The organism is Faecalibacterium sp. I4-3-84, from assembly GCF_023347255.1.
GTDB classification, from domain to species: domain Bacteria; phylum Bacillota; class Clostridia; order Oscillospirales; family Ruminococcaceae; genus Faecalibacterium; species Faecalibacterium taiwanense.
Genome location: NZ_CP094466.1, coordinates 391,859 through 417,313 on the forward strand (window position 1 = coordinate 391,859; position 25,455 = coordinate 417,313).

Annotated in this window: 20 protein-coding genes and 2 pseudogenes; 6 read left to right on the forward strand and 16 right to left on the reverse strand. The window is 54.7% G+C overall.

Annotation, left to right across the window (positions count from 1 at the left end; translation table 11 throughout):
• Window positions 1–146: 146 nt before the first annotated feature.
• Window positions 147–899, forward strand: a complete 753-nt coding sequence (locus MTP41_RS01845; protein ID WP_249236062.1) for a hypothetical protein — start codon at window positions 147–149, stop codon at window positions 897–899.
• A gap of 47 nt (window positions 900–946) precedes the next feature.
• Here MTP41_RS01845 and MTP41_RS01850 read toward each other — a convergent pair whose 3' ends face one another.
• The 13 genes from MTP41_RS01850 to MTP41_RS01910 all read right to left on the reverse strand — a co-directional run bounded on the left by MTP41_RS01850 (window position 947) and on the right by MTP41_RS01910 (window position 16,307).
• Window positions 947–2,230, reverse strand: a complete 1,284-nt coding sequence (locus MTP41_RS01850; RefSeq protein ID WP_249236063.1) for an amidohydrolase family protein — start codon at window positions 2,228–2,230, stop codon at window positions 947–949.
• Between the two features lie 136 nt (window positions 2,231–2,366).
• Window positions 2,367–3,329, reverse strand: a complete 963-nt coding sequence (locus tag MTP41_RS01855) for a transporter substrate-binding domain-containing protein (protein WP_249236064.1) — start codon at window positions 3,327–3,329, stop codon at window positions 2,367–2,369.
• 71 nt (window positions 3,330–3,400) lie between these two features.
• Window positions 3,401–4,150 carry an amino acid ABC transporter ATP-binding protein gene (locus MTP41_RS01860; protein WP_005945732.1) on the reverse strand — a complete coding sequence of 250 codons (750 nt, stop codon included), beginning with the start codon at window positions 4,148–4,150 and terminating at the stop codon, window positions 3,401–3,403.
• A gap of 6 nt (window positions 4,151–4,156) precedes the next feature.
• Window positions 4,157–4,831 carry an amino acid ABC transporter permease gene (locus tag MTP41_RS01865; protein ID WP_118526103.1) on the reverse strand — a complete coding sequence of 225 codons (675 nt, stop codon included), beginning with the start codon at window positions 4,829–4,831 and terminating at the stop codon, window positions 4,157–4,159.
• On the reverse strand, window positions 4,812–5,471 hold the full coding sequence (locus tag MTP41_RS01870; RefSeq protein ID WP_118526105.1) for an amino acid ABC transporter permease: 660 nt from the start codon (window positions 5,469–5,471) through the stop codon (window positions 4,812–4,814). The genes MTP41_RS01865 and MTP41_RS01870 overlap by 20 nt, the downstream gene beginning before the upstream one ends.
• A 445-nt stretch (window positions 5,472–5,916) precedes the next feature.
• Complete coding sequence (locus MTP41_RS01875; RefSeq protein ID WP_249236065.1) at window positions 5,917–8,028, reverse strand: S-layer homology domain-containing protein; 2,112 nt, start codon at window positions 8,026–8,028, stop codon at window positions 5,917–5,919.
• A gap of 10 nt (window positions 8,029–8,038) precedes the next feature.
• The gene (locus MTP41_RS01880; RefSeq protein ID WP_249236066.1) at window positions 8,039–9,238 is read right to left on the reverse strand and encodes an ABC transporter permease; all 1,200 of its coding nucleotides are present in this window, start codon (window positions 9,236–9,238) and stop codon (window positions 8,039–8,041) included.
• The gene (locus tag MTP41_RS01885) at window positions 9,235–9,984 is read right to left on the reverse strand and encodes an ABC transporter ATP-binding protein (protein WP_249236067.1); all 750 of its coding nucleotides are present in this window, start codon (window positions 9,982–9,984) and stop codon (window positions 9,235–9,237) included. Before MTP41_RS01885 ends, MTP41_RS01880 begins: the two co-directional genes overlap by 4 nt.
• The gene (locus MTP41_RS01890) at window positions 9,984–11,771 is read right to left on the reverse strand and encodes an efflux RND transporter periplasmic adaptor subunit (protein ID WP_249236068.1); all 1,788 of its coding nucleotides are present in this window, start codon (window positions 11,769–11,771) and stop codon (window positions 9,984–9,986) included. The genes MTP41_RS01885 and MTP41_RS01890 overlap by 1 nt, the downstream gene beginning before the upstream one ends.
• A 173-nt stretch (window positions 11,772–11,944) precedes the next feature.
• On the reverse strand, window positions 11,945–13,294 hold the full coding sequence (locus MTP41_RS01895) for a HAMP domain-containing protein (protein WP_249236069.1): 1,350 nt from the start codon (window positions 13,292–13,294) through the stop codon (window positions 11,945–11,947).
• Window positions 13,291–14,016, reverse strand: coding sequence for a response regulator transcription factor (locus tag MTP41_RS01900; RefSeq protein WP_097777569.1), 726 nt, complete (start codon window positions 14,014–14,016; stop codon window positions 13,291–13,293). The genes MTP41_RS01895 and MTP41_RS01900 overlap by 4 nt, the downstream gene beginning before the upstream one ends.
• 232 nt (window positions 14,017–14,248) lie before the next feature.
• On the reverse strand, window positions 14,249–15,565 hold the full coding sequence (locus tag MTP41_RS01905; RefSeq protein ID WP_249236070.1) for a sensor histidine kinase: 1,317 nt from the start codon (window positions 15,563–15,565) through the stop codon (window positions 14,249–14,251).
• Between the two features lie 19 nt (window positions 15,566–15,584).
• The gene (locus tag MTP41_RS01910; protein WP_097777568.1) at window positions 15,585–16,307 is read right to left on the reverse strand and encodes a LytR/AlgR family response regulator transcription factor; all 723 of its coding nucleotides are present in this window, start codon (window positions 16,305–16,307) and stop codon (window positions 15,585–15,587) included.
• Window positions 16,308–16,595: 288 nt separating this feature from the next.
• Here MTP41_RS01910 and MTP41_RS01915 point away from each other — a divergent pair, with 288 nt between their 5' ends.
• The 3 genes and pseudogenes from MTP41_RS01915 to MTP41_RS01925 all read left to right on the forward strand — a co-directional run bounded on the left by MTP41_RS01915 (window position 16,596) and on the right by MTP41_RS01925 (window position 18,564).
• Window positions 16,596–16,883: a type II toxin-antitoxin system Phd/YefM family antitoxin gene (locus MTP41_RS01915; protein ID WP_097777567.1), complete on the forward strand. Its 288-nt coding sequence runs from the start codon at window positions 16,596–16,598 to the stop codon at window positions 16,881–16,883.
• Window positions 16,867–17,184, forward strand: coding sequence for a type II toxin-antitoxin system RelE/ParE family toxin (locus MTP41_RS01920; protein WP_097777566.1), 318 nt, complete (start codon window positions 16,867–16,869; stop codon window positions 17,182–17,184). Before MTP41_RS01915 ends, MTP41_RS01920 begins: the two co-directional genes overlap by 17 nt.
• Before the next feature lie 501 nt (window positions 17,185–17,685).
• Window positions 17,686–18,564: pseudogene (locus MTP41_RS01925) on the forward strand (DUF6017 domain-containing protein).
• Between the two features lie 20 nt (window positions 18,565–18,584).
• Here MTP41_RS01925 and MTP41_RS01930 read toward each other — a convergent pair.
• The 3 genes from MTP41_RS01930 to MTP41_RS01940 form a co-directional block, all read right to left on the reverse strand.
• A complete protein-coding gene (locus tag MTP41_RS01930; RefSeq protein ID WP_249236071.1) occupies window positions 18,585–19,262 on the reverse strand; it encodes a hypothetical protein in 678 nt (225 codons plus the stop codon).
• Between the two features lie 80 nt (window positions 19,263–19,342).
• Window positions 19,343–21,706 carry an HD domain-containing protein gene (locus MTP41_RS01935; protein WP_249236072.1) on the reverse strand — a complete coding sequence of 788 codons (2,364 nt, stop codon included), beginning with the start codon at window positions 21,704–21,706 and terminating at the stop codon, window positions 19,343–19,345.
• Window positions 21,707–21,953: 247 nt separating this feature from the next.
• Entirely contained in the window at window positions 21,954–23,177 is a 1,224-nt protein-coding gene (locus MTP41_RS01940) for an ATP-binding protein (RefSeq protein WP_097777565.1), read from the reverse strand.
• A 211-nt stretch (window positions 23,178–23,388) separates the two neighbouring features.
• On the opposite strand from MTP41_RS01940, the gene MTP41_RS01945 reads away from it, so the two are divergent.
• Together MTP41_RS01945 and MTP41_RS01950 are read left to right on the forward strand one after the other, a co-directional pair.
• Window positions 23,389–24,312 (forward strand): zinc ribbon domain-containing protein, encoded by a 924-nt coding sequence (locus MTP41_RS01945; protein WP_242959258.1) that lies wholly within the window; start codon window positions 23,389–23,391, stop codon window positions 24,310–24,312.
• A gap of 465 nt (window positions 24,313–24,777) precedes the next feature.
• Window positions 24,778–25,227, forward strand: a pseudogene (locus MTP41_RS01950) (replication initiator protein A); the annotation flags it as partial.
• Window positions 25,228–25,455: the final 228 nt, after the last annotated feature.

Consider the following 25,455-nt stretch of genomic DNA (forward strand, 5'->3'; position numbering starts at 1 on the left):
TGTTTTTTGTTGCAAAGTATGCTATACTATGTTCAGTCAATAAAACATTCCTGCGTAAGCCGCCTGCTGTGCACCGGGTCGTTTGGCGCAGTGCCCATCCGTTATACAACGAACTGCTGTGTTATAGTTTCAGGAGGGAACCGATCATGGATGCCAACCGTTATTTTGATGCCATGCACAACGCTATGTCAGCTCAGCACCCCGGTGCGCAGCTGCTGTTAACGGTAAAGCTGCAGGACACCTGCGGCAACGATGCCTGCCTGGAGCTGAAGCAGCTGCCCGGTGAGAGCACCTCCATTCTGTGCTACTCCACCATGGGTCGCCGCTGCCTGAACTTCCAGCTGTTCCGCAAGGGCTGGCAGCTGTGCCACAACGCCGATGGCCAGCTGGTGGGCCGCTTTCCTTCCAGCGCCGACGGTCTGATCGACGAGACCGATTTCCGCGCCTACTGCCGTGAGGACAGGCTGGATATGGCCCGCACCCAGCGCATCACCGCCGAGCTTCGCCAGTGCGCCGGTATCAATTATCAGGGCAGCATCCCGCAGAACGCCCGCACCGGCGCTGTGATCACGGTAGAAAGCCATGTAGGGGCCGGTGCCCGCTGGACCTACTGGAGTCAGGATGTTCTGCCCAGCCTGCCGCTGGGTGCCATCCTCTACTGGCTGGCGGATCATCTGGCCGGTGCCGAGCGCCGCACCCTGCAGGCCGACCTGCAGGCAGCCCGCCTTGCCGCCCAGTGGCTGGCCGGTGATACAGCCGTATTCTTCCATCCGTCGGTGCCGATGACCGCCATGAATACGGTCTCTTCCGGCTCTGCACCCGCACGCCGCCGCACCACTGTGCCCGCTGCCCGCAACAAGAGCTGGCAAAGCATCATGGCCGTGATGGCAGGCATGTGAACGAAAAAGCAAGGAAAGACCGATCGTCTCTCCTTGCTTTTTCAGTATTATTCGAGGTACGGGTCCAGCAGGGCATCCACCGTTTTGTTCCGCTTGGGGTTCGGCTTTTTGATCACATGGCCGCGGCAGACCACCAGTTCCAGATGCTGCAGCGCACGCAGGTCTTCCAGCGGGTTGTGCTTTGTCACAATAAAATCTGCGCTCTTGCCCGGCTCAATGGAACCGGTCACGTCTCCTACTCCGGCCAGCTGAGCATTGCGCAGGGTGGCCGTGTACAGGGCGAACTGGTTGCTCACACCGCAATACTTATGGAAATAGCACAGCTCCCGCCAGAAATCGTACTGGGTGATGTAGGGGCAGCCCACGTCATTGCCCAAGCCCACCGGAATGCCGTTGGCAAGGGCGGTCTTTGCGCTTTCCACCACACCGTCAAACACGATCTTGCCGTTATACTGGTCCTTTTCCGATGCACCGGAAACCGTTGTATCGAACAGCGCATAGGGCAGTGCCGGGGAGATGGTCGTGCACAGGAAGGCTCCCCGCTCCTTGTAAAGCCGGATGGTCTCATCGTCCATCTTTGCTCCGTGCTCAATGGAATCCACGCCGTTTTCCAGTGCCACCTTTACGCCCTCTGGCGACTCGGTGTGTGCCGCCACGGTATAGCCCAGCTTGTGGGCCTCGTCGCAGACGGCTTTGACCATTTCCGGCTTCATCTTCAGCTCGCCGGGGGTTCCCTTTTCGGTGGCATCCAGCACGCCGCCGGTGATCATCAGCTTGACAAGATCCACCTTCTGTCCGCTGGCCTTTTTGAGCTGAGCAAGTGCTTCGGCATTGCTATGGGCCGCAACTGCCACCGAGCCTGCCATATGTCCCCCGGGCACCGAAATGCCTTCGTTGGCGGCAAGAATGCGCGGTGCCAGCAGCTTGCCAGCTGCAGCATCATCACGGCAGCGGGTGTCAAAATCTGCAATGCCGCCCACGGTGCGGATGGTAGTCACGCCACCCAGCAGTTCCAGCTTCGCGTAGCTGCATACCAGCCTGTAGGCCACCGCACGGGTCAGGCCATTGCTCAGAATTTTGCGCACCAGCGCGGCATTGTCCCGCGGCTTTGCGCTGGGCTTTCCGTTGCCTGCCAGATGCACATGCAGGTTGATCAGGCCCGGGCACAGATAGCCTCCGTGCAGATCGATCACCTCACAACCGTCCAGATCCACGCCCTCATCGACAATGGCAATGATCTTATCATCCTCGGTCAGCAGGATCTTGTGCTCTACCGGCTGCATCTGCTCGGTGCCATCCAGCAGGATCCCGTTCGTATAGGCACGCTTCATTGGGAACATCCTCTCTTTTTCAAGTTTTTTCGGACAGGAGTTGTTTTGTTCCAGTATAGCACGTTCCGGCAGATGGTGCAATGCAAAAACGGGCAGGAAAGGTTCAGCACTCTCCTGCCCGCTCGATGTTATTTATTTACTGTGCGGCTGCGCTGGAAGCTGCTTCGGAAGCAGCAGCCTCAGAAGCTGCTGCCTCGCTGGCAGCGGTCTCGCCGCCCTCGACCACCAGCTCGTCCTCGAAGTCGGTGCCGTAGGTATCCACCAGAGTCTCCTCATAGTCCTTGTGGAAGAAGTTCTCCTCGCCCAGAGTCTTGATCTCCTCGTTCAGCCAATCTAGAACGGTGGTGTTGCCCTGGCTCACAGCGGGAGCAATGGTGTCCTGACTGCCCAGAGAGGGAATGCCGACCGTGTAGCCGGTGTTCTGCTTTGCAAATGCAATGACCTCGGTGTTATCGTTGGCCCATGCCACGCCGTTGCCGTTCTCCAGTGCATTCTTGGCCGTTGCATAGGAATCGTACTTCTGCAGCGGAATATTGGGGTACTCCTTGGTCAGGTAGGTCTCAGCAGTGGTGCCGGAAATGACGATCATCTGATCGTCAGCGTTCCAGTTGTCCAGAGTGGTGATAACGTTGCTGTCCGGAGAAATGACGCCCAGTGCAACGTTCATGTACGGCAGAGCGAAATCCACTTCCTCTGCGCGCTCGGGGGTCACGGTGAAGTTTGCCAAGATCACATCCACCTTGCCGGTCTGCAGATACTCGATACGGTTGGCAGCCTCGGTAGAAACAAAGTTGATCTCTACGCCCAGATCCTCGCCCAGACGGCGGGCAAAGTAGACATCATAGCCCTGATACTCGCCGTTCTCATCCACGTAGCCGAACGGGTTCTTGTCGGAGAAGACACCGATGTTGATGGTGCCGGACTCCTTGATCTGATCCAGCGTGCGGTAGACCACGCTGCTGCCGGATGCTGCGCTGCCAGATGCTGCAGTTGCGGTGGAAGCAGAAGAAGAGCCGCCGCATGCGGTCAGAACGGCAGCAGCGGATGCTGCGCCCAGACCCAGCAGGAAGGAACGACGAGAAATTTTAGACCGTTTCATAATGGATTCTCCTTTACAAAATCTTTCCCATTGGCTGCGGAACCCCCGCAGTCTTTATCTTGATCTGTGACTCATTTCACAGCATCAAACGTGAAGGTGCGCAGGAAGCGCTGCGCGCGCTCGGTCTTGGGCCGGTCAAAGAACTCGGCCGGTGCAGCTTCTTCCACGATCTTGCCGCCATCCAGAAAGATGACGCGGTTGGCAATGGCGCGGGCAAACTGCATTTCGTGGGTGACGATGATCATGGTCTTGCCCTGCTTGGCAAGGTCCAGCATAACGTCCAGCACCTCGCGCACCATTTCCGGATCAAGGGCAGCGGTCACTTCATCAAACAGAAGGATCTCCGGGTGCATACACAGTGCGCGCACGATGGCAACGCGCTGCTTCTGTCCGCCGGAAAGCTCACGCGGGTAGCTGTTTTTCTTGGCAAGCAGTCCCACGCGGTCCAGCAGAGCTTCGGCCTCCTGCTGCACTTCCGCTTTGGGGCGCTTCTGCACCTTGGTGGGTGCCAGAAGCACATTGTCCAGCACCGTCATGTGCGGGAACAGCTCGTAGCTCTGGAACACCATGCCGATGCGCTGGCGCAGCTGGGTCAGATTTTTACCGCCGTAGGCAACGGTCTCATTGCCCAGCCGCACCCGGCCGCTCTGGGTGGGCTCCAGGCCGTTCAGGCAGCGCAGCAGCGTGCTTTTGCCGCAGCCCGAAGGGCCGACTACCACGATGACCTCACCGGGCTTGACAGCAAAGCTGATATCATCCAGCACGGGGGTCTCGCCATAGGCCTTGATCAGATGTTCAACAGTCAAAATAGGTTCTGCCATGTACGGTCACTTCCATTTCTTTTCGAGATAGGATGCCAGCAGACTGATAGGCCAGCATACGAAGAAATATAACACGAAAACCGTGAGATAAATGCCAAACGCTGCGTTGGGGCTGGCGGTGCGGTTGGCCTCGATGATCTGCTGTGCTACCTTGATCACTTCCACAACACCGATCATCAGCACAAGGCTGGTGGTCTTGATCATGCGGGTAATCAGGTTGATGGACAGCGGGATCAGGCGGCGCACCGTCTGCGGAATGATGATGTACCAATAAGTCTGCGCCCGGCTCATGCCAAGGGCCTCGGCACTCTCATACTGGTGCTTCGGAATGGCGATCAGCGCACCGCGCACAAGGTCGCTCATTTCTGCGGTGCCCCACAGCACAAACACGATGATGGATGCCATCTCGCCGGAAAGGTTCCACCCAAAGGCACGGGTGGTGCCGAAGTAAACGAGGAACAGCAGCACCATCTGCGGCATGATGCGGACGAACTCCAGATAAAGCCGCAGAACCGCCTTGATAACGGGGTTGCGGGAGGTCATGAGCACGCCCAGCAGGATGCCCAGCGGCAGGCTGATGATCACCGAGACGGCACTGATCTTGAGTGCAACGCCAAGGCCGCCCAGCAGGCGGGCCATGTTTTTGCCCTTGAACAGGACATCAAGACCCAAATCCAGCATAGCGCAGCCTCCTTTCGATCAGGCTGCCCACAATGGACACCGGCAGCAGAATGATAAGGTAGAACACCACCAGCAGGAACAGACATTCGATGGTCTTGGAATACATGCCGATGAGATCCTTGGCCGTGAACATCAGGTCCATCAGGCTGATGGCGCTGAACACGCTGGTCTCCTTGAGCAGGAAGATCACATTTGCCATGAAAGCCGGCATACTGGTGGACATGGCCTGCGGCAGAATGATGTAGCGCATGGTCTGCCAGCGATCCATGCCAAGGCTGTAGGCGCTTTCCGTCTGAATCGGCTCAATGGCTTCCAGACCGCTGCGGAACGCTTCGGCCATGTAGCTGCCGCCCAGAAACGCCAGACCGGCAATGCCGCAGATCTCGGCATTGGTGCGGATGCCCACCTTGGGCAGGCCATAATAAATGAAGAACAGCTGCACCAGCAGCGGTGTGTTGCGGGACAGCTGGATGTAGACACCCACGATCTGCCGCAGAACGGGCACCTTGTCATACTGGATCACTGCGCAGGCAAGGCCAATGATGATGGCAAAAATGATGCCTGCAACGCCCAGCCGCACGGTAAGTACAGCGGCTTTCTGGTAGAGCGGCAAATATTGCTGGATCGCATTCCAGTCCATTGCCGGATTCCTCCCTTGTATCCTGATTTGCGGGTCAAAACAAAACGCCCGGAAGCTCCCTCTTCAAGTAAGCTCCCAGGCGATCAGCGACAGATCCTTCTGCGTGTTCCCACACAGAATATGCAGATATGCTCACACGGCATACCATACTGCAGGGCGGCCGGTCCGGGAAGCGTTTGCGGTACAACAACACATTGCGCAACAACACATCATAGCCGTTTCCTCCCTGAATGATCTCAATTTTCAGATTTGCTCGACCCGATGCACGTAGTTTACACCCCATTACCCATTATGTCAATATGATTATGGGGCTTCTTTCGATTCTTTGCTCATTCAGCCTAAAAACATCTCATTCTATGTGCAAATTTTATTCATTTTTCAACTTGACCGTATGCGTCGTGCGGACAGCAAAAAGCCCTCCCGTCGGGGGAGGGCCGGGCCGGATTCAGTTTTTCCTGACCGCGATCAGCACGCGGATCTTGCTGCCTGCTGCGCGGCCGTCGTTATCAAACCAGCCAATGAGGGTGTAGTCCTCGCCGTTCACCTGCGAAAGGGTGGTGGGATAGTAGGTGCCCTTATACCACAGATACACCTGCATATCGTCGGCAGTCTCGTACTTCTTGCCGCCGCTCATCACCGAGGCCGCGCCCACCTTGTCGATCACGGCAGGCATCAGCTGCCGCATGGACTTGACCTTGCCGGAAGTGCTGATGCCCACAGCAATGCCGCCCGCCAGCACCGGGTACTTGGTGCTGGTCTTGTAGGTCGTCTGCTTGCCGTTCACGTAGCACACGTAATCTGCACCGCTTCCCAGATAGTTGAGCACAGTGCTCAGACCGCCGCTGGTGTTAGCTGCGCCCAACTTGAGCAGATAGCTTGCCAGCTTGTCGGTGCTGCCGGTCACGCTTTCCCACACACTGCTGCCGATGCTTCCGTCCACAAGGCCCCACAAAAGGTCGCCGATGCTGGGCAGCACGATCTCGGCCACATCGCCTGCGATGGAAGCTGCATCGGTGCTGGAAGAGGTGCTTGTGGTGGTACCGGTCGTCGTGCCGGTGGATGTGGTGCTGCTGGAAGAGGTGACATTGTTGATGAGGTTTTTCACGTCGTCCAGCACGCCGTAAGTCCACAGATCACCCGTGACATCGTTCAGGATCAGTCGATCGATCTGACCGTTCTCATTGGTGGTATAGTAGCGCACATCGGCATCCGAAAGTGTTACCCCCGATAGGCGGCTGGGACTTACCGTCCCAGCCACACCCTCCGAAGTCGTATCCAGAATTTCCACGCCGTCCGCAAGGGCTGTTTCGCCCAGAGCGGTACCGTCTGCATTGATCGTACCGGAAGTGCCCTTTTTACCAATGGCATCCACCTGCTCGCCGTCGGCGTTCACGGTGATTTTCACCATCCAGCCGGCCGGGTAGTTCAGGTCCTTGGCCACGCTCACTGTGCGGGTGATGCCGTCGGTGCACTTCACTTCCACCTTCTGCTGCACGTCCGCGCCGTTTTCTTCCACAAGGCTGCGGGTGGCCGTTTGCACTACGCCGTAGAACACTTCGTCTGCGGCATCACCGGTCAGCACGGCAACGGCTTCGTTGTTCATGCCCAGCAGCAGGGTGACTACCTGACCCACGCCGCCGCCGTTCAGGCTGGACAGCTGGGCTGCTGCCGAGGAGCTTGCAATGGTGTAGCTGGTGCCAGCCACGGTAACAGATGTGGGTGCGCTGGCGCTGGGCGACACCGCCGTGATGCGGCCTGCCGCCTTGCGGGTGTAGACCCACACGGTCTTTGCGCTGGCATTATAATAGTACACATCATAAGCGGACAGCTGGGCGTTGGTGCTCACGCTGTCGTTGCAGTAAACGGCCTCCGGCTCAAAGGGCAGGCTTTCGCCTTCCGATGCCACAAAGGGGCCTTCCAGATTGCTGAGCAGGATGGACGAAACATCCACCTGACCATTTGTCACCGTAAAGCCAAGGGTGGTACCGTACACACTGCCGCTGGCCGTGTTTGCGGTGAGGGCGTTGTACAGCAGGATGGCTCCGTCTTCCATGGTCATGGCCTGACCCTGGGTGCGGCTCAGATTTGCACGCAGTCCGATGGCGTTTGCCTTGTTCAGCTGTGCTGCGGGGAAGCCGCCGGTCAGGGTCGTCACATCATAGCCCAGCAGGGTCAGAGCGGCGGTGCAGGCTTCTTCCAGCGTCACGGTCTGATTCGGGCGGAAGGAGCCATCGGTATAGCCGCTCATCCAGCCCTGCTGCACTGCAATGCGGATATAGGGCGCATAAGCGCTGCTGCCGTTCACATCAGTATACAGAGTGCCGATGCTGCCCTGCGTATTGGCGTTATCGTGGTAGGCGGAAAAGGCCACCAGCAGCTTTGCCAGCTGCCCACGGGTGAGCGGCGTGCTCAGCCCGGCAGCTTCCTCGGTGGAGAAAGCGCCCAGCGTTACCGCCGTCTGCACCGCCGTGTTGGAGCCAGCTGCCGATGCGGGCAGCACCAGCATGGACACGCCGATGCACACCGACAGCAGCAGTGCGAGGAATCGTTTTTTCATAGTTGCCTCCTTAATCGTAACGCAGCGCTTCGATGGGGTTGAGCCGTGCCGCGCGCTTTGCGGGCAGGTAGCCGAACAGCACGCCGATGCCCACCGAGATGCCAAAGGCCACGGCCACCGAGCTGAGAGACGGTGCCACGGTCATTTCCATATCGGACATGACCAGCGGCAGGATCTTGTTTGCCAGTGCCGAGAGCAGATAGCCCAGACCGATGCCCAGTATGCCGCCCAGCGCCGAGGTGGTGGCAGCTTCGGTGACGAACAGGCCCAGAATGACCCGTTCCTTGGCACCCAGCGCCTTGCGAATGCCGATCTCGCGGGTGCGCTCGGTGACGGACACCATCATGATGTTCATGATGCCGATGCCGCCCACCAGCAGCGAGATGGCCGCAATGGCTGTGAGGATAGTGACGACCATGTTCACCATGGAGGTCATCATATCCAGCATTTCGCTCATGCTGGTGACCATGTAGCCCTTATCGGAGCTGAGCAGCTCCTGCAGGCCGTTTTCCAGTGCGGTCTTCGCTTCGGAAATGTTGTCCTCACTGGTCACAGTGACGGCGTAGGAGCTGGCGGTGCTGGTTTGTGAAACACGCAGCGCCGTGGTGTAGGGCAGCAGAACGATATCATCGCTGCTGCCCTCCTGATCCGAGGTGTCTGTCACCTTGGCTTCCAGTACACCCACAATGGTATATTTCTCCGCTCCGATTTTGATGGTCTGGCCCACGGCATTGCCGCCATAGGCCACACGGCTGATGTAATCGCCCACTACGCAGATCTTCTTGTTGTCAGTCAGATCCACGTAGTTGATGCCGCGCCCGACGCGGACGGTGCAGCCGCTCATTCCAAGATAGCTCTCGCTCACGCCCTTGACGCTGGTGTTGCTGTAGCTGGTGGTACCCACCTTCACGGTCCCGTTGATGCTGGCCGTAGGCGACACCGCCTCGAACAGGTCCGGGTGGGCATCCACGAGGCTGTAAACATCCTCCACTTTCACAGAGCGGGAACCGTAACCCATGACCTGCACGCTGATGATGTTGGTGCCGAGATCTGAAAAGCTGGACTGGATGCTCTGGGTCATGCCGTTGCCAAGGCCCACGATAACGATGACCGCCGTCACGCCGATGATAATGCCCAGCATGGTGAGGAAGGTGCGGAACTTATTGCTCCAGATGTTCTGGATGGCTTCACGGAAGGTCTCATAGATCATGATGCACTCCCCTCCTGTTCTGCCTTGGGTGCATAATTGGGCTGCACCACGGCTTCGGGTGCGTGGGCATCGCCGTCGTACACCACATGGCCGTCCTCCAGCCGGATGATGCGCTGGGCCTGCACGGCAATGGAGTTGTCGTGGGTGATAAGCACCACGGTGTTGCCCTGCCGGTGCAGGTCCTGCAGCATGCCCAGCACTTCACGGCCGGTGTGGCTGTCCAGTGCGCCGGTAGGCTCGTCGGCCAGAATGACAGCCGGACGGCCTGCCAGTGCCCGCGCGATGGAAACACGCTGCTGCTGACCGCCGGAAAGCTGGTTGGGCTTGTTCCGGAGCTTATCGCCAAGGCCCACCCGCTCCAGTGCGGCGGCGGCACGGCGGCGGCGCTCCCCACGCGGCACTCCGGCATACACCAGCGGGACCCCCACGTTTTCGATCAGGCTGAGCTTGGGCAGCAGGTTGTACTGCTGAAAGATGAATCCCAGCAGCTCGTTGCGGATCTCGGCCAACTCGTCGCGGCTCATTCTGCCCACATCCCGGCCATTGAGTTTATAGGTGCCCGCCGTGGGCACATCCAGACAGCCGATGATGTTCATGCAGGTGGATTTGCCGGAGCCGGACTGGCCCACGATGGCCACGAACTCGCCCTTGTTGATCTGCATCGAAATGTGATCTGCAGCCTTTACAAGGGTATCGCCCATCTGGTAATACTTGCACACATGATCAAATTCAATAAGGGCACTCATCAGAAGCCACCTCCCGGGCCTCCGCCGCCGGGGCCTCCGTTCCCTCCGCCGTGCCCGCCGCTGCCGCTGGCGTTCTGTTTTTCAGCAGCGTCGGCATCGTAGGCGATGGTGCCGCCCGGGCCCACCATGAATTCCATGCTGTCGCTGGCGTTCTGCTTTTCAGCAGCATTGGCATCGTAGGCGATGGTGTCGCCCTCCTGCAGGCCGCCGGTCACTTCGATCGAATCGTTGTCGCTGGTGCCGGTGGTGATCTTTACGTACACATAGCCGTCCGGTGCGGTCATATCCTGCACGGCATTGGCAGCACTGGGCGAATCCTTGGTGACCAGCACATAATTGCCGCGCACCACGGAACCGTTGGGAACGGCAAGGGCGTTGGACGCACTGCTCACCTCGATCTCGGCCGTGGCGTTCATGCCGGGCAGCAGGTCGCCGGTGTCATCGATGCGGATGGTCACCGGGTAGGTCGTGGTGCCGCCGGTGGTGGTTCCTGCAGCGGAAACACTGGTGACCACGCCGGTAAAGGTACGGTCAGAAATGGCATCTGCCGTAATGGTGACGGTCTGACCCTCCTTGATGGAGAGGATTTCCAGTTCGTCCACATTCAGCGTCATTTCCAGATAGCTCAGGTCGTAGATGGTGCACAGCGTCTCGCTGGCTGTAGTATCGGTGCCCACAGTGTCACCAGCCTTGACATTCTTCTGGATCACGGTGCCGCTGATGGGCGAGGGAATGGTGTAGTTTTCCATCTGCTTTTGGGTATCGCTCATGGAAAGCTGCGCGTTGAGCAGGCTGTCGGCAGCGGACTGTACCTGCCTGCTCAGCTCGGTGCCGGAAAGCTGCACGATGGCCGTGTTGGCCTCAATGGCAGTGCCTTCCTTGACGCACACAGCAGCCACCGTGCCGCTGGTGGTGGCTGTGACGGTCTGCTGGTGCTGATAATCGAACCGGGCCGAAGCCAGCGCGCTGACACCGTTGATGGTGGCGGATGCGGCCTGTGCGGTGGTCAGGCTGCCATTATTCTTCACGGCAATGGTCACGGTGCGCACCAGCAGATTGCCGCTGCTGATGGTATCGGTGCCGGCCACGGCCTGCACCGTGCCGGAAAGGGTCTCAAAGGTACCGTTGAGTATGACCTCCGCAGCCTGACCCACGGCAAACCCCGAAGCATCCGCTGCCGGGAATTCCAGCGTGAGCAGCAGGCTGGAATCGTCCCGCACGGTGGCGATCTCCTGCCCGGCGGTCACGTAGTCACCGGCCTTGACTTTGATGGAAGCCACTGTGCCGCCAATGACGCTGCGGATGTACTGGGCATCGGCTGTATCGTCGTAGCTGCGCTGTGCCTGCTCCAGCGCAAGCTGGGCCTTTTCCACACTGGTGGCAACGTCTGAACTGTCGATGGTGTACAGCACGGTACCCTTCTCGATGGTATCGCCCACCTCAAAATCTGCGGTGAGCACAGTGCCCTTCACCAGCGACTTGACCGTATAGGTGTTAGCTGCGGAAATGGTTCCGGAACCGCTGAAGGTGTTGGTGATGTCCCGCCGTTCCAGTGCGGCCTCCATGTACTGGGTGCTGGCCTGCACAGCCTTTTTGCTGTTTTTGGGCAGCAGCACCGCAGCGGCCACCGCCGCCACGCAGACCACCGCAGTGATCTTTTTCCAGTTGCGCTTCAAAAACTGTTTCGGGTCTTTTTTGCCCGGCTGCACCGCCGGGTTCTCAAAGTCCAGCAGTTCCTGCTGGGCATCCGGCTGCTGTGCCGGTTCGCTGTTTTTCTTTCGCAGCATCGTATCGCCCCTCCTGTATTGCATGCGGCGGGATCTTCTCCGCCAATATCTGGAAGTATACAGGATGATTCTTAGGATTTTGGGCAAAAAAGTCTTAAGATGACTTAAGAGAAGGCAACAATGTGTGAAAAAGCAGAGAAGGCCTCCCTCAGCGGGAAGCCTTCTCTGCTTTTTTATTCTTTGACGGTCTGGAACAGCAGTGTCATGCGGAAAATGCCTTCAGGCTGTTCAATACGGCAGATGCCCTGCATCTTTTCCATCATTGTTTCAATGCTGGGCAGTCCCACCTTGGTGCTCTCCGAGGAGGCGGGCACCGGCAGGACGCGGTTCTCAAAGCACAGGCCCGCCCTGTCTTCTTCCTGCACAAAGCGCACAAGGATATCACTGCAGGGGTCGGCATACTTGACCAGATTCGAGGTGATGTTATCCAGAATGCGGCGCACGTACTGCCCGCTGACCAAGAGCAGCACGTCCTCCTCGCCCAGTTCCAGTGCGCAGGCAAACCCGCGCTGCTGCAGCGTTTCCACCATTTCCGTGAGTGGCTCTTCAAACACAGTGGAAAAATGTGCCGGCGGGTCCAGCACGGCCACCGTATCCCGCGTGACAAGGGCATATTCAAACAGGTTATCCGAAAGCTGCTTGATCTGCCGGGCCTTCGCGTCGATCTTGTTCAGGTAATTGTCGGCCTGTTCCGGTGTCTCGTACTTATGATACTGCAAGATCTCTGTATACAGCAGCAGAGTGGTCAGCGGCGTGCGCAGATCGTGCGACATCTCGGTGATGAGATTCTTTACCTTGGCAGCGGCCTGTGCTTCCTCTTCCTGCTGCTGGCGCAAAGTCACCCGCATGGAGTCCAGACAGGAGGCCAGCGTGGTGATCTCATCGCTGCCGCGGATGGTAATGGGGTGGTCGAGGTCGCCGCCCTCCATGGCCTGGATCTCCTCACTGAGCTGCACCACGTACCGCACGATCTTACGGCTGTTCAGAAGGAAAAAGCCCGGAAACCACCATAAAATGCACAGGAAAAGCAAAATTTTGCACCCGGTGCCGTAATAGGTATTGAAGCCGTTGTAGTAGAGCATCGCGCTCACCTCACCGTCTGCAAAGGTGAGCGTGTAGCAGGGCAGCCAATCGTAAACGCCGGTCTTATCCACCAGGACCCCCGGGTTCTGATCCGATGTGCCGTTCTGCGGCAAAAACGAGATCATCCCGTCTTTGGGTGCAAACGAAGAGTAGATCATCGTCTGGCCCCGGTAGAGTTCCAGCAGGGTATAACGCCGCTTATGGCTCCAATCCGTCAGTTCCTTTACATCCGTGCTGGCAAGATGATGTTCCGTCACATAGCTCTGCAGCTCCTGCACCTGTTTCTGGGTGGCATGCTGCTGCACCTCCGTGCGGCTGAACCAGAAGCGCAGTCCCTTGGCAAGCACCACCTGCGATACTGTCAGCAGCAGCACGCTTTCCAGCGCCGCCAGTGCGATCATGCCCATAAACTGCTTTGCAAGGCCGTTCTGCTTTTTCATAGACCGCCTTCCTCTCCGGAAACAAAGCGGTAGCCCTTGCCCCACACAGTGCAGATGCGGGTGGGCTTCTGCGGGTCGTCCTCCACCTTCATACGCAGGTTGCGGATATGCACCATCACTGTGCCGTTGGAAACATAGTAGTACGGCTCGTTCCACACCGTCTCATAAATGACCTGAATGGAAAAGATGCGCTGCGGGTTCTGCATGAGCAGCCGCAGAATTTTGTATTCCGTCTCGGTCAGATCCACTTCCCGCTCGTCCACCCACACACGGTTGCAGTCCAGTGCAAGGCGCACACCGTGCAGCTCCAGCGTGGTGTTGTGCGGCTTGTGATGCACCTGATCCTTGCCCTGATACACGCAGTACCGGCGCAGCAGCGCCTTGACCCGCGCGCTCAGCTCCGCAAAGGAGAACGGCTTTGCCAGATAGTCGTCGCCTCCCGCCGTCAGGCCCAGCAGCTTGTCCGACTCCTGCGATTTTGCGGTAAGGAACAAAATGGGCACCGCCGAGGTCTTGCGCAGCTCTTCGCACACGCGCAGACCGCTCATGCCCGGCATCATGATATCCAGAATGACCAGATCCACCTCCGGGTCGAACAGCTCCAATGCCCGCAGGCCGTTCTCTGCCTCCAGAATGTGGTAGCCCTCGCCTGCCAGCAGGATGCGCACACCGTCCCGGATATCCGGGTCGTCCTCCACGATCAGGATCGTCTGTTCTGCCATATTCACACTTCCCCCTTGTACTGTCATTCGATTTTAGTATACCAGCAGAACGTTTTAGTTTCTACAAAAGATTTCTTAGGAAAGTTTAAGAAACAGCCGGTTTTGCTTTCTGCTGCCATATGCTCCCCTGCTGCCTTTTCTTTTATCAATAAGTATAATGATTTCCCGGGAAAAGTGCAACCAAAAGGCACCGGCTTGTGCAAAAAAGCCGGTGCCTTGGGGCAGGAATATTTTACAGGTTCAGCAGCACATTGGCCCGGAAAACGTTGCCGCCCGTTTCCACCGTCAGATTGCCGTGATACCTGTGCACGGCAGTTTCGACGGAAACAAGGCCGATGCCCTGTCCGTCATGCTTGGTGGAGCGCAGAACGCCGCCCTGCTTTTTCAGCACGCCATCGTAGCGGTTCTCCACCATCAGGCCCATCATGGCCGGGCTGAGCATCCGGGCCAGCACCTTGATCTGCCGTTCTTCCGGCGGCAGCTTCTGGCTGGCATGGAGCGCATTTTCCAGCAGGTTGCCAAGAATGGTGCACAGGTCGGCCTCCGGCAGGGGCAGGAGCTTGGGCAGTTCCAGCTTCCATTCGATCTGGATGCCCTGTCTCCGGGCCTCGTAGTCGTAGTGGCCGGCAAGCGCATCCACCGCAGCGTTGGCGCACAGGGTGGGTCTGGTATCGCTGAGTTCGCTCTCGTACTGGCTCAGGTAGCTTTTCAGTTCATCCAGCTGCCCGGCCTCGGTCAGGCCGGAGATCACATGCAGGTGCTGGCGGAAATCGTGCCGCAGGTGGCGGGTCTGTTCCAGATAGCTGCGCAGCTCCATATAGCGGCGGGACTCCACGGCCAGCAGCTGGTTTTCGCGGTCCAGCTGGGAGCTGCGGGCATACTCCTTTGCCACGCGGTACATCTCGTACAGCAGCAGAAAAACGCCCAGCAGTGAGATGCTCACTGCCAGCACCGCGATGATGCGGATGCGGTTCATCAGGATGATGCCGATCTCCTTCGGCATACAGAACACCAGAAACGCCGCGTACAGTGCCGGCAGCGGCCATGCCGACTCCCAGAAGGCTTCTCCGTGGTACTCCTGCAGCAGCCACCGGCTCCAGCGCACTGCCGTAAAGCGGAAGATGGTGCTGAGTATCACCGCGAGGGTCAGGCAGATGACCGAGGTGCTGGGCAGAAACACCGGCTGTGCATTGTCCAGCTCAGCTTCCGCGTTCAGCACAACGGCAAGCAGGGTGCACACAGACATCATCACTGCCGACACCGAGAACAGAAACATGGTCTGGCTGATCGATACTTCCCGGTCGGTGCGCCAGCGCAGCAGCCAGAAGCTGATGATGAGCAGCGGGATGAGCAGGAAGTTCGTTTCCATGTCCAGCATGCAGCACACCGCTGCGCCAGCCAGACCCATCAGTGTGATCGCCGACGCACCGATGGCATAGGTTTTACGCGGTGCACGCAAGTGCTCCTGCAGCGAGGCAAGGCAGAGGTATTCTGCCGGATACATCATTGCAAATTCCAGAAAAAAACGTCCAAACAATGCAAAATTCACAAGCGTTCTCCTTTCCAGATCAGAATTCCCGCTGCATCCCACGGAACTGGTACTGCGTAAATTGGGCGAGCAGGCTGTTTTTGTCCTTCTGCCGCACCGGCAGATGGGTCCCATCCAGCATTTCAATGCAGTCGCCCTCAAACCGCAGCACCTTGGACATGTTGATGATCACGCCGCGGTTGCACACCAGAAATTCCGGCTGGGTCTGAAGCTGTTCCTGCACCTGTGCAAAATTTGCCGTGGCCCGGCACTCGCCGTCATCCGTGACCACACGCACATAATGGTTCTGTGCCGTAGCATAGTAGATCTTGGTCAGCGGCAGCCGCACGATCTGCCGGGCAATGCGCACCTCCAGCTCTGGCTGCTGGCGGCACAGCACCCGCCGCAGCTCCCCTGCCAGCTGCTCAAACTTTTCTTCCTTATAAGGCTTGAGCAGATAATCGAATGGATGTACCGGAAAGGCATCCCACACGTACTCCGGCGAGGATGTCACAAACACGATCAGCAGGTCCGGGTCGGCCGCACGCAGCCGCCGCGCCGTCTCAATGCCATTGGTGCCCTCCATGCAGATGTCCAGAAACACTACCTGATACCCTTCGCGCCAGTCGGCCCGCAAAAATTCATCTCCGCTGGCAAAACAGCTGCAGGATATGTTCTCATTTTCAAATGCCTTTTTCAGCAGCTGTTCCAACCGTTCGGCATCCGGCTTGCGGTCTTCCACGATCGCCGTCCGCAGTTTCATCGCTGCATCCCCCGTTCCTTCTGCTTCCCTATTTTTTATTCTATTATAGCACAAGTTCCGCCTTCCGTGGTCTGCCATTCGCGCACAAAACAGCCCGTTTCGCGCAGGCTGCGGCAGTGGGCAGAAATTTTTTGTGTGTTTTCGTGGCTGCTATGATCGTAATGCTGGCAAAGTGGTGGAACTGGAGAACGAAGTGACAGCTGTTCGCATTGACTTCATTGCACAATATGGATATAATATAATTAGAATTTTACTATTATAGATCGTTCAGGAGCAGGAGGTGCTTTTATGAATATCCGTCCATCTGCAGCGATTCGTCAGAACTACAACGAGATCGCCGATTTGTGCAGAGAAACCGCCGAGCCGATTTTTCTCACCAAGAACGGCGAGGGTGACTTGGTCGTCATGGACATCGAAACCTACAACCGCCGTGAAAAAATGCTGAAGCTCCGTGAAGAGCTGCTTTCCGTGGAAGAGGACCGGATGCGTGGAAGCGAGGGCTATTCGATTGACGAGGTCACTTCCATGATGCGCAGTGCGGTCAAGGAGGCCACAGGGCATGGCACAGCAAAATAAATACCACGTGATCGTGTCAGCACGGGCTGCTCAGATGCTGGTGTCCCACGCCGCATTTCTGGCACATGTCAGCCCTGCAGCAGCTGAACGGCTTACAGTCGAATTTGAAAAGGCTGCAAAGTCTTTGGAGCAGATGCCGCAGCGCTGCCCATGGCTCAAAGGCGAATACATTCCTAAAAATGCTTACCGATTCATCTTGTTTGAAAAACGCTATATGCTTATCTTCCAGATTGTAGATCATACGGTTTATGCGGATCATGTGGTAGATTGCAGACAGGATTACGGCTGGCTCATCCGATGATCATCAAAGGCGGTGGCTTTCCCTTTTGTGGGAAGCTCCCGCCTTTTTCTGCGTCTGTATAAAAAGAAAAGCACCATACTTCAAACGAAGTACAGTGCTTTTTTGGTGGAGAATAGCGGGATCGAACCGCTGACCTCTTGCATGCCATGCAAGCGCTCTCCCGAACGGTATCGAAACACACCCCCACACGAAAGCGTGGGGGCGGGCTTAATTTCGCGTTGTTACGTTCTATCCACCGAAAAGGTTCACAGCTGCATCCTGCTTCCAGGAATCATGCTCCGCCTACAAGGCAATTTTACCACCCAATTTTTAAGTGTGTCAATGGGTTTTGCTCAGAGAGAAGGTCATTTACGAGAAAAGTTTTTTCTGACAGCTTACTTAGCGCAATTTTGATTTTACACATCAAAGTTGCGCTTTTTATTTTCCCCAAAAGTATTGACAAGGAGGTTTTCTCAACGATGCCGATATATTATCGCTGTTTTTTATCTGTGAACCAACCGCATGACCCTTGACTACTTCTACGGACAGGCCGGAGAGCTTTTCTCCTTCTACCGCATTCCCAAGGCACTTTTTCAAGAAACACGGTTTCAAGACCTGTCAACCGATGCCAAAACACTCTATGGCATCCTGCTCGACCGCATGAGCCTGTCTGCTAGAAATGGCTGGCTGGACGAGCAAGGCCGAGTGTTCATCATCTTTACGATTGAGGATGTCAAGAGGGCATTGTGTTGCGCAGACAACAAAGCGACTAAGCTGCTGCGATAACTTGAAGAATTTGGTTTGATTGAACGAAAACGCAGAGGTTTGGGCAAGCCAAGTTTGGTGTATGTGAAAAACTTTTCGGCAGAATCGTCAAAATCAATATTCCAGAATCGTGATTTTCACGATTCTGGAGGCTTCAAAACCACAAGTCAAGACCCTGCAAAATCACGATGTAATAAGACTGATGAGAATAATACTGAAATGAGTGAACCTTATCCCTTCTATTCGGAAGAAGATGATGCGATGAGCAAACGCGAACAGTTGGAAGGATATTTTTCACAGTCTTTGGAGGTTGACACTCTGCTCCGGCTCTGCCCGGACGATGAGGACACCATCTATCAGATTGTGGACTTGCTTGTGGACACCTGCGCCACCAACCGCAAGACGCTGCACATTGCCGAGGACGATAAACCCGCCGAGGTGGTGCGTAGTCGTTTCATGAAGCTGAATGCTGACCACATCCGCTTTGTGCTGATGTGCCTTGCAGAGAACAGCAGCCCAATCCGAAACATGAAACAATACCTGCTCGCTTCTCTGTACAACGCACCCACCACGATGCAGCTTTATTACCAGAACAAGACGAACCATGAATTTACGCATGGCTCACCGAGGGGGTGATTTTATCGCAAAGAAATGTACTACGATTCTACAGCCGGAGATGTTGTGCTGTTTAGATGAGTTTGAGTTTTTTCTGCGGAGTGGATCACCTGATAATAGTCCTGCATGAGCTTTTGGTACTCCTGCTTCACAGTTTCCACACTGCGCAGGGCGGCATTGTCCGGCGCGTGGTCCATCGTCCATTGGACGACGCGTTGGAATGCGCTGGACTCCAAAATCTGTGCAACAAAGAGGTCACAGCTTTCGGATTCGGCAAGTCGCTTTTGGTCACAGTTGAAAGGAGAAATAATGGCGTTGCAGTGTGAAAAACTGCTGTACATGACACCGACCGGAAGCCTGGATACACACAGATTGGGATAATCGGCAAGTCCGGAAATCGCCCGGCGGCGGGGAGAATGTTCTTCGTCGTCAAAAATAGTGCGCGAGATTAGTGTCCGTTCGCCGAGGGATTTCAAAAGGAGTTCTCTGGTCTCCGCATCCACCTGCAGACCAACAGGAAAAAGCGAAATCTGGTAGAGGAAGAGGCCGTTTGCTCTTCGGATAAACGCTTTGTGACAGTTGGAAGCTGCGCGAATCAAGCGCTCATCCAACGGAAGGATAATTTTTTGGAGGTCTGGGGCTTTTTCAGCAGCTGCGGTCAGCTTTTTGCAGACATCATCAATGCGGTCATAGTCCAGACCATCAACGGTCTTAAACATGGAGCCGTGGACAAAAAAGAGATTATCGTCAAAGGGGAGGATGCTGCCAAGCCTGACCTGCTGGATCTTGAAGGAATCGTTTACATACTGCAGTACAAAACAGTTTCCGTCAGAGTTTTCAAATGATCTGTTTTGATTTCGGCTTTTTGCCTTGGCAGGCAGGCAAGCCAGAAATGGAACAAGTTGAACTGCTTACTTTGCAAAAGAGCGATGTCCTGTTTGTCAGTACCATTCAGACGTGCGAGAACGGCCTCGATGTAGCAATCGTGGAGTTCGAGCATCAGGTCACTCAGAATACGGTTTCCTTCTTTTGTCAGTTCAGAGCGGTTCAGCCGCAGACAGCTCTTGGTATCAAAACCATAAATGTCGATCACGGCACCTAGGCACTGCTCGTGGAAGAGGAGATTGTCCTTTACCCGGACGCCCTTAAAACGCACCTCCGAGAGACTTCTGGATTCCGGATGGAGAGACAACTCCGCGTAGACGGCGTTCGTTTCGTTCCAGAGCTTTGCGGTGGAGCAATCGTTTTCAAACTGGACTAGGTAATTGTCACGGCGTTCCCATTTGTCTGCTGCAAAATTCTCGCAGATGGGAATCAGATGTGTGATCGTCTGGCTCCCCACCGAAGGATTATTGCTTGAAACATGGACCGTGAAAAGCGATGTTCCGTAGTTATTGCTGACTTCGTCCAAAATCTGAAGTTCTCCCAGACAGTTTTGTGCTTCCATAGGGTCGTACTGGAAGTACCAGTAGTAAAAGGACTTGCCAGCAAACGTAAACGAAGGAGCAATGGGGACCTTGAGTGCGATGCGAATCGTTGTACCCCGGAAAGGTCTGCTGCCCTCTTTTTTGATTTGCAGGTAGCCGCCGTTTTGGTTGGAGTGTGCGATTGCAGTGAGAACTTCGGTGCCGTTGTTCGTCACAATCTCAAAGCGGTCGGCCACGAGGAAAATCGACTGAAGTCCGATGCCAAAACCTGCGGTAGGCCGCAGCCATTTTGGCATACACTGAATCTCCTTTTTCAGTTCGTCGGAGCCAGAAGGGCTGGCACCGACATTGCACATACGCTTGAAGGTATCAAGGGTGATGCCAGTACCCCGGTCTTCGATTTCGATTTGTGTCACCTGATCCTCGTCGGTGCTCAAATGAATCTTGATGGGGTAGCTATGATAAATCTCTGCCTGCAGGCTGTAAGGTTGCAGGGCTTGCAGCTTCTTGCTGTCCTTTTCACCGATCCACGCCTGATAGGTGCCGGCACAAAGATCCCGCCAGAGCTGAATTTTGGAAGCATCCATGGCGTTCTGCAGCAGTTCACGGATGAACACCAACTTGTTTTCGTAAATGTTGGAGCCTTCAATGATCTCAAATGCCTTTTTCTGTGAGATCTCAAAGTGGAGCCCGGCCAGCCCTTCTGCATCGGGTACGCCCTTGATACACAGCTTAGGCTTTTCAAAGCGCGGTGCAAATCCCCCAAAGCCTTTTGGAACAAGAATGACCCAATTCATGGTCAAAAAACGGATCTCAGCTTCCAGCCAGTTCACAAAGCGGCGGGCTTCCAGGTAGGAAGGCTCGTCGGGACCGTCGCTTGCAAATTCGATCTGCTCAGGCGTGATCAAAAGATGCTTGGTGGCTTCATGCTTTTCCTTGTGTGCAACGGAACTTTCCGGCAGCCCGCCGATCACCTCTTCGGCAGCGGCGTTAAAGCGTCCGTTATCCACATCCAGCAGATCACCCAGCCGGAGCAGCATGGCAACAAAGCGGGGATGCGCATAGTCAGAGCCAAAACCGTTGGTCTCATACGGAAGCTCCAACACCTGGTCTTCCGGGGCGGTGTGACAGGCGCAGATCTCGCCCAGCAGTTGCAGCAGGCGGCTGCGCACCAAGCCGCTGTGTCCAAGGTCGATCTGCAACCCTTGGGCGATGCGCTCAATGTAGCTTTTGGACATGGCGGCATGTTGGCTGCGGAAATAGGCAGCGTCGATGAGCTGGACGCTGCGGACGATATGGAGGGGCCACAGTGCATCATCCTTCTTGCCTGCCTCCATTTTGCGCAGCCACTGTACTGCATTGCGCAGATCTTTGTCTTCGCCCTCGGCAAGCGAAGTGAGATAGTTTTGAAACGCCAGGTCAGACCAGGCTTTTTGTAAATCGCGCCACTGCACCACCATGCCAAGGTCGTGTGCGTAGGCGGCGTGAAGCACCAGCCATGTGTCCGTAGGGGACAGCTGGCTCACGCGGCTGCCCAGAAGCATTTCGATTTTCGATAAAATGGCTTCGGCATGGCTGGCATCATGCAGGCTGTAATGCGGGTAGCGCAGAAGAACCGTTTTCAGCATTTCAGAGCAGCTTTTCCGGTTCAGGCTCCATGTCGCATACAGATTCTGATATTCCTCGTGGGCATCGCAGTAGGATTTAAGGTGTCGGTCTAAACTGTATTCTTCCATAGTTCCCTCCTTGTTGTGGTATTAAAACAAAAAGGGCATTGCAGACTTCTGTACAATGCTCTTGCTTGGGCAGAGAATACCGGGACATTCCAAATTACGGTGAACGATTGCAATCCATGCACAGCGTACTCCCGATCGAACTGATTTCCTCACGCATTTATACATTGATGAGAAAAGACGATGCTAATATTGTTTGTGCATCATAAGCATTTTTAACAAGTTCAAGTACAACCGTACATATCGAAAATCAGATGACCCAAATCGGGACAACGTAGTTATCCCGGTCCACGACCCCAACCTTGGGCTTCATGCAGACGATAGCACCTTTCCCACGCGGGACAGAAGCTTTATCCAGCAAAGAGAATACCTTCGTCAGCTCAGTGCCGGGGTTCGAGGTCTTTTTGATTTCGATGGGATTTAGAACACCATCTTGCTCCAAAATAATATCGATTTCTTTTGCATCTTTGTCGCGGTAATAGTACAGAAACGGCTCTCTGCCGGTATTCAAATAGGTTTTCGCAATTTCAGAAACAACATAGTTTTCGAGGATTGCACCGTTCATTGCACCATACTCCAGAACCTCTGCACTGCTCCACTTGGTCAGATAGCAGACCAACCCGGTATCATAAAAATAGAGTTTTGGGGTCTTTACCAACCGCTTCAGCAGATTATTGGAATAGGGGTGCAGATAGAAGATGATGCCCAGCGTTTCCAGAATGTGCAGCCAATCTTTTGCCTGCTTCTGATTGATGTCCGCATCCTGTGCAATTTCGGCAATATTTAGCATCTGTGAGCAGCGAGCCGCAACCGCTGTCATGAAACGCAGAAATTTCAGCGCATCGATGGCATCTGAAAGCTCTTTTACGTCACGTTCAATATAGGTGGAAAGGTAGCTACTGTAAAAAATCTGACTATTAGTATTTTTTTCGCTTGCAATAGCGGGCATGGAACCCCTATAGATACGCTCAAAGATACCTTTGGTATCTGCGGGCACAGCTTTTTCCTCACGTTTCAGCAGAGCATCCAAATCCACACGGAAGGGTTCGGTATCTGCACCGTTTATTTCTGACTGCGAAAGAGAAGTCATTGACAGTACTGCAACACGTCCGGCGAGCGACTCCTGTACCCCACGCATCAGCTTGAACACCTGTGAACCAGTCAGCCAAAAAGCACCCGGTTCGTGGTGAGTATCTGCATAGACTTTGATATAGGTAAATAGTTCCGGTGCATACTGAACCTCGTCAATCAGAACCGGTGGCTTATGCAGCTGTAAAAACAGTTCCGGGTCATTTTTGGCGAGTGCACGCTCATTCAGGTCATCCAGCGAGACGTACCCACGGGAACTTCCCTCCATGAGCTTTTGCAGCATGGTCGTCTTTCCCACCTGCCGGGGGCCAGTCACAAGCACAACTGGATATTCCTGCGTAACTTGCTGAACTACCTTTTCAAGACTTCTTGTGATGTAACTCATATCGGTCACCTGCTTTCGGCTGATTTTTCTTATAATTCCATTATAGCCGAAAAAATTGCTTTTTCAAGTACATTCGGACGAATCTTTTACAGATAGATATTTCTTCACAACACATAAAAAGGGGCTGTTGCAAAATAGCGCCAACGAAAAAAATGAGATAGACTTCCCCGAAAGGGGTTGCCTATCTCATTTTTTGTTGGAAGCTGAGGTTGTGAAAAAACAGATACAACAAGAACAGTATACAGGAAAGGGCGGCATATATCAACAGCTGACCCTTCCAATAAGCGAAAATGCACGGTCAGAATTGATGCCGGATTTGCAGATTGTCCCGCAGGAACAGTTTGAAAACGCACAGCGCATTCGGAATGAACGTTCTGTACGCTCAACTGCGGAAGCCGAAAATCGCCTTCCTTTGAACATCCATGGGAAGTCGCTGCTTGCCGGCAACGCTTACTGCGGACACTGCGGTGCAAAGCTGGAACTGACCAGCAGCCGTAAATGGCGAAAAATGGCAGATGGTTCGTTAGACGATACGCTGCGTATTCGCTATACCTGTTACGGAAAGCTCCGCAAGCAGACCAACTGCACCGGGCAGACGGGTTATACGGTACATATTTTGGATGAGATCATTGATAAGTCAGTCCGTCAGATCTTTTCCAAAATGAGAGGCATCCCGAAAGAGCAGATCATTACAAGGCGTTACGAGCGGGAAGTTGTCGAACGCAAGAATCATCTGCAAACTATTCAGGTAGAGCGGGATAAAGCCCAAAAAGACTTGATTTCCCTGAAAGCCGAGATTCTTGCCTGTATCAAAGGCGAGAGTGTCTTTCCCAAAGAAACCCTTGTCGAGATGATTACAGCGCAGGAGGAAAAACTTCGGGAATTGGATGCTCTTTATGAATCTTCCTATGCAGAAACAGAAAAAACTGCCGAACTGATGGACAACGTATCAAAACTGTACGAAGAACTGATTTCTTTTTCTGATCTCTACGACAGTGCCAGCTTTGAAGCAAAAAAGATGATCGTCAGCCAGCTTATCCGCAGGGTAGACGTTTATCGCGGATACCAAATCCATGTGGACTTCAACTTTGATCTTGCACAGTATTTGGAGAATAGCGATGAACTTGCTTGCTGACAAACACAAAAACACCGTTGACTTCGATTTGAAATCAACGGTGTTCTTAACTCTCATTTGAGCTAATGGTGGAGAATACCGGGATCGAACCGGTGACCTCTTGCATGCCATGCAAGCGCTCTCCCGAACGGTATCGAAACACACCCCCACACGAAAGTGTGGGGACAGGCTTAATATCGCGTTGATACGTTCTATCTGCCAAAAAGGTTCACAGCTGCATCCTGCTTCCAGGGATCATGCTCCGCCTACAAGGCAATTTCACCACCCAATTTTTAAGTGTGTCAATAGGTTTTGCTCAGAGAGAAGGTCATTTACGAGAAAAGTTTTTTTCTGACAGCTTACTTAGCGCAATTTTGATTTTACACATCAAAGTTGCGCTTTTTATTTTCTCCAAAAGTATTGACAAGGAGGTTTTCTCAACGATGCCGATGTATTTTTGCTGTTTTTTATCCATGAACCAACCGCATGACCCTTGACTACTTCTACGGACAGACTGGAGAGCTTTTCTCCTTCTACCGCATTCCAAAGGCTCTTTTTCAGGAGCAGCGGTTCCAGAGCCTGTCCACGGATGCCAAGACGCTCTACGGCATCCTGCTGGATCGGATGAGCCTGTCAGCCAAAAACGGCTGGCTGGACAAGCAGGACCGGGTGTTCATCCTCTTCACGATCGAGGATGTCAAGAGGACATTGTGTTGCGCAGACAACAAAGCGACCAAGCTGCTCCGGGAACTTGAAAAGTTTGGTCTGATTGAACGAAAACGCCGAGGGCAAGGAAAGCCAAGTTTGGTGTATGTGAAAAACTTTTCAGCAGAATCTTCAAAAGAGAGTGTCAAGAATCGTGATAATGACGATTCTTGTGGCTTCAAAATCGCGTGTCAAGACCCTGCAAAATCACGATATAATAAGACTAAAGACCTGCTAATAAAAGTCAAGTCCCAAAACAAGAAAATTCGCTAACCGACCGCTGCCCATGACAAACAGTATTCAAATGCTGGTCAAAACACAGCGAGGGCGACGGAGGGGATAGCAAAGCAAGCCCAGCCAGCCCTCGCAAAATCAGGATAGCATTTGAATGCTTCGGTTTGTCAAGGGTTCGCTGCGCCAGCTAAGCGGTTCTTTGAATTCAGCTCAGGCTCAAGAGGA